The following is a 5,001-nucleotide window of genomic DNA, read 5'->3' on the forward strand; positions in this document are numbered from 1 at the left end:
CATCTCCTACCTCGCGGCGGGGCGGGCCCCCCCGCCCCCCCCCCCCCCCACCCCTCACTGTTTTGCGCGTCACCGTCCGCTTCGTTTTGCGCGTCACCGTCCGCTTCGCCGATTCCGCGCCGGATCACGGCTTCTGGGCCATGATGATCAGATGAGTGTGCTCCCCCTGGTCTTCACCAGCGGCTGGGCCAGTGGGATCAACGCATACGCCGTGGTCCTGCTGCTCGGCATATTCGGCAGGGTCGGACTGACCGACGAGGTACCCGCGTCCCTGCAACGCACCGACGTGCTGATCGTGGCGGCAGCCCTCTTCCTCTGCGAGGCGGTCGCCGACAAGATCCCGTACGTGGACTCCCTCTGGGACACCGTCCACACCGTGATCCGCCCGGTGTCCGGAGCGGTGGTCGGCGCACTGCTGGCCGGACAGAGCGGCTCGCTCTCCGACATCACCGCCGGCGCGGTCGGCGGCTCCACCGCCCTGGCCAGCCATTTCGTCAAGGCCGGCACGCGCATGGCGATCAACACCTCGCCCGAGCCGTTCAGCAACGTCATCATGAGCACCGCCGAGGACCTCGGCGTGGCCGGGATCGTCACCTTCGCGATGTTCAATCCGGAGGCCGCCGCGATCATCTGCGCCGTCCTGCTGATCAGCGGACTCGCCCTGCTGATCTACCTCTGGGCCAGGATCCGCCGTTTCCTGCGCCGCCGGGCCCAGCGCCGCGAGGAGAGGAGGCTCGCCGCCGAGGCCGCCCGCGCCGCTCGATAGGCTCAGCCGCATGGCACGAATTGCGGTGATCGGCGCCGGGATGGGCGCGATGGCGACGGCGGCACGGCTGGCCGTGGCCGGACATCAGGTGACGGTGTACGAGCGCGGGACGACCTACGGCGGAGCCGTCGGCCGGTACGCCCGCGACGGCTTCGTCTTCGACACCGGCCCCGGGCTGGTGCACCTGCCCGCCGTCTACCGCGACCTGTTCGTCAAGACCGGCAAGCGCCCGCTGGAGGAGTGCGCGGAGCTGGTCCAGATCGACCCCGCCGTCCGCCACCTCCTCCCGGACGGCCGTACGCTCACCTTCCCCGGCGGCTCGCACGGCGGCGCCGCCGCCGCCGTCGACGCGGCCTTCGGACCCGGCTCCGGGGACCGCTGGAGCGCGGTCCTCGGGCGCGCCCGGGACGCCTGGGACGCCACCCGCCGACCGCTCCTGGAGGAGCCGCTGAAGCAGGACCGGTCGGCCCTGGGACGCGATCCGTATCCCGCGCTGCGCGGGAGCGGACTGCTGCGCCGCCGGCCGCCGACCCTGGCCGAGGTCGCAGCCCGCGAGCTCGGCGGCGGCGGCTTCGACGAACTGCTCACCTCCCGCGTACGGGCGTACGGGCTCGATCCGGCGACCGCGCCCGCCTCGGCGGCGGTGCTGCCCTACATGGAGCAGACCTTCGGCAGCTGGTACGTGCGCGGCGGGATCCGGGAGCTGGCCACCGCCGTGTACGAGCGGTGCCTGGAGCGGAAGGTCGCCTTCGAGTTCGGCGCCGAGGTGCGCGAGGTCCTCCTGCGGGAGGGCCGGGCGGCCGGGCTGGTGGTGGCCGACGGCACCGAGGTCGCGGCCGACCACGTGGTCTGCGCGGTCGACCCCGGCGGGCTGCGGATCCCGCTCGCCCCGGACTCCGCGTCCGCCCCTAGGGCGGAACCCGCCCGCTGGTACACCCTGTTCGCCGCGCTGCGCGGGGCCCGGGAGGCGGACGCCGCGCACCGTACGGTACTGGGCCCGGTGACCGTGCTGCGCCCCGACGACCCTGCCACCCGGCCGGACACGGAGCACGAGGCCGTCACCGTGCACGCCGTGCTGACCGAGTCCTCGGCGCCCGCTCCGTCCGCCGAGGAGCTGCTGACGGCGGCCGCGCGGGCCGTCCCCGGGCTGCGGGAGCGGCTGCTGTGGAACGAGCTGCGCACCCCGGCCGACGTCGAGGCGGCCACGGGTTCGGTGGACGGCAGGGTACCCTCGCCCGCGCTGGCAGGGGCCGGGGGCCGGCTGCTGCGCCCGGCGAACACCACCGCCGTGCCCGGGCTGTACCTGGCAGGCGGCTGGGCGCACCCGGGCGGCGGGCTGGCGCACGCCGGGATGACGGGTGCCCTGGTGGCGGGGCTGATCGTGGAGGGCGCGGACTTCCGCGGCTCGCGGTAGGCGTAGGCGGTAGGCGGTAGGCCATGGGCCACGGGCCACGGGCCACGGGCCACGGCCCGGATCCACTCCTAGTAGCGGTACTGCTCGTACTCGCCCGTGCCCTGGTACGGATACGGGTACGGCTGCTGCTGCAGTTCCTCCGCCGGGTAGGGCTGGTTCGCGTCGCGCTGCTGCGGGACCCAGACCCCGCCGGGCGGGGTGTCCATGGAGTACTGCTCCTGGGCGTACTGCTCCTGCTGCCCGGTCGCGTACGGGTCCGGGGCGTAGCCGCCGTACGGGGCCGCGTAGCCGTACGGCTGCTGCGGGGCGACGGCTCCGCCGGTGCCGATGTAGGGGTCCGAGTAGGCGGCGTAGACCTGCTGCTCGCCGGGGGCCGGATAGCCGGTGGTGTAGTCGTAGCCGCCCTGGGTCTGCGGGTCGTAGTACGCCGCGTACTGGTGTGCGTCCTGTTCGGCCGGGATGAACGGGGAGGCGAAGGCGGTGGTCCCGGCGGGAGCGCCGTACGAGGCGGTCGGCTGCGCGGGGTAGTACCCCTGGACCTGTTCGCGCACGGGCCCCGCGGTGAACACCCCGGACTCCTCGTCGGAGTCCGCGTCCTGGTCCTCGGCCGGGTCGGTCCCGTACTCCAGGGCCGTCACCTCCAGGGCCGGCTCCGGGCGCGATGCGCCACCGGAGCGGCGGCGCCGGGTCTGCGGGAGCTCGGGCTCGGGGGCCTTGCCCCGGCGCAGCGCCCAGCCGGACACGAAGCCCTTGCGGAAGGAGAGGGTCACCAGCGTCTGGCCGATCGCGAAGGCGACGGCGCCGGCCCCGATGACGAGCACGGACGGCAGCACGACACCGGCGACCACGCCGACGAACCCGGCGAAGGCGAGCAGGCGCCAGCGCAACCGGGCCTTGTACTGCATCAGGACCTCGGCAAGCAGCCACAGCGCGACGAAACCGAACGCGATGTAGAGGACCGTCATTCCCATGCGGGGCCCCTCTCGGTACGGCCGCCCGCGCGGGGAACGGGGCCGGCCGGTCAGGCCCGCTGGTGCAGGCCCAAGTTCTCGTAGATCTCGAGCGTCGCCGTGGAATTGTTCAGCGTGATGAAGTGCAGCCCCGGGACACCCTCGGACAGCAGCCGCGCGCAGAACTCCGTGGCGAACTCGATGCCAATGGAGCGTACAGCGGCCGCGTCGTCCTTGACCGCGAGCATGCGCTCTTTCACGGCCGCGGGGAAGATTGCGTTGCTGAGTTGCGGAAGCCGGTCGAGCTGCTTGATGTTCACAACAGGCATGACCTCGGGGATGATCGGGGTGTCGCAGCCCGCCTTCTCGACGCTGTCGCGCATCCGGAGGTAGTGCTCCGGATGAAAGAACATTTGTGTGATCGCGTAGTCGGCGCCCGCGCGGCACTTGTCCACGAAGTGCCGGATGTCCGTGTCCCAGTCCGTGGAGCGCGGGTGCATCTCGGGGAAGGCCGCGACGCCGACGCAGAAGTCGCCGGACTCCTTGACCAGCCGGACCAGGTCGGCCGCGTAGTGCACGCCCTCGGGGTGCGGCACCCATTCGCCCATGGGGTTGCCCGGCGGGTCTCCGCGCACGACGAGCATGTTGCGGATGCCCGCGTCGGCGAACTGCCCGATGACGTTGCGCAGCTCGGCGATCGAGTGGTCGACGGCGGTGAGGTGCGCGACCGGGGTCAGGGTGGTGTCCGCGGCGATCTGCTCGGTGGCCCGGACGGTGCCGCCGCGGGTGGAGCCGCCGGCCCCGTAGGTGACGGAGACGAAGCTCGGGGCCACGGCCTCGACCCGGCGCAGCGCGTTCCAGAGGTTGCGCTCGCCCTTCTCCGTCTTGGGGGCCCAGAACTCGAAGGAGTACGAGCGCCCGGACGCGATGAGCTCGCGGACCGTGTGTGCACGGTCCGACCAGGTGGAAGAGGTACCAAGGGCCATACGGGGAGGTTAGACGCGGTCCGGTGTCCATCGAAGCGTTGTCCACGGATTGGACGCGGAAATGAGACGCCGGGGTGTGCGGTGCGGGCGGGCGGGGCCGCCCCGGACCCGCTAGCCGAGCCGGGCGCGGACCCGCTTGGCGAGGTCGGCGGCGGCGGCGCCGGGGTCGGATGCTTCGGTGAGGGCCCGTACGACCACGACGCGGGAGGCTCCCGCGTCCAGTACCTCGTCCAGGTTCCCGGCGTCGATCCCGCCGATGGCGAACCACGGCCGGTCCTGGGTGAGGGAGGCCGCGTGCCGGACGAGGCCGAGTCCGGGGGCGAACCGGCCGGGCTTGGTGGGGGTGGGCCAGCAGGGGCCGGTGCAGAAGTAGTCCACGCCGGGCTCGGCGGCGGCCGCGTCGACCTCCGCCTCCGAGTGGCAGGAGCGTCCGATGAGGACCTCCCGGCCCAGAATGGCGCGGGCGGCGGGCACCGGGATGTCGCCCTGCCCGAGGTGCAGCACGTCCGAGCCGATGGCGTGCGCGACGTCGGCCCGGTCGTTGACAGCGAGCAGCTTGCCGTGACGGCGGGCCGCTTCGGCGAAGACCTGGAGGTGCTCCAGCTCCTCGCCGGCCTCCATGCCCTTGTCGCGGAGCTGGACGATGTCGACGCCGCCGGCCAGGACGGCGTCCAGGAACTCGGGGAGGTCGCCCTGCCGCTTGCGGGCGTCCGTGCACAGGTAGAGCCGGGCATCGGACAGCTGGGCGGCGATGGCGGACATGGGTACCCCCGGTGATGTGTCGTACGTACGCGGTGTGGGGGGGGCCGCCCCGTGCCCCCCCCCCCCCGCCCGCGGCCGGCAGGGCAGATGGGGGGCCGCGCTGAGCGGGGGGGGTCCTCGCGG

5 protein-coding genes are annotated in these 5,001 nt (G+C 73.2%); 2 read left to right on the forward strand and 3 right to left on the reverse strand.

Annotated elements, in window-relative coordinates; all coding sequences use genetic code 11:
* The first annotated feature begins 151 nt into the window (after nt 1-151).
* Together ABZY57_RS31850 and ABZY57_RS31855 are read left to right on the forward strand one after the other, a co-directional pair.
* Nucleotides 152-766, forward strand: a complete 615-nt coding sequence (locus ABZY57_RS31850; RefSeq protein WP_356517876.1) for a DUF4126 domain-containing protein — start codon at nt 152-154, stop codon at nt 764-766.
* 10 nt (nt 767-776) lie between these two features.
* A complete protein-coding gene (locus ABZY57_RS31855) occupies nt 777-2,180 on the forward strand; it encodes an NAD(P)/FAD-dependent oxidoreductase (RefSeq protein ID WP_356517878.1) in 1,404 nt (467 codons plus the stop codon).
* Nucleotides 2,181-2,248: 68 nt separating this feature from the next.
* On the opposite strand, the gene ABZY57_RS31860 is transcribed toward ABZY57_RS31855, so the two are convergent.
* The 3 genes from ABZY57_RS31860 to thiE form a co-directional block, all read right to left on the reverse strand.
* A complete protein-coding gene (locus ABZY57_RS31860) occupies nt 2,249-3,151 on the reverse strand; it encodes a hypothetical protein (RefSeq protein WP_356517880.1) in 903 nt (300 codons plus the stop codon).
* A gap of 50 nt (nt 3,152-3,201) precedes the next feature.
* Nucleotides 3,202-4,116, reverse strand: a complete 915-nt coding sequence (gene metF, locus ABZY57_RS31865) for a methylenetetrahydrofolate reductase [NAD(P)H] (protein ID WP_356517882.1) — start codon at nt 4,114-4,116, stop codon at nt 3,202-3,204.
* Between the two features lie 111 nt (nt 4,117-4,227).
* Nucleotides 4,228-4,878, reverse strand: coding sequence for a thiamine phosphate synthase (gene thiE / locus ABZY57_RS31870; protein ID WP_356517884.1), 651 nt, complete (start codon nt 4,876-4,878; stop codon nt 4,228-4,230).
* Nucleotides 4,879-5,001 lie beyond the last annotated feature (123 nt).

Origin of the sequence: Streptomyces sp. NPDC006450, assembly GCF_040612195.1 — a bacterium.
In the GTDB taxonomy this organism is placed as follows: Bacteria; Actinomycetota; Actinomycetes; order Streptomycetales; family Streptomycetaceae; genus Streptomyces.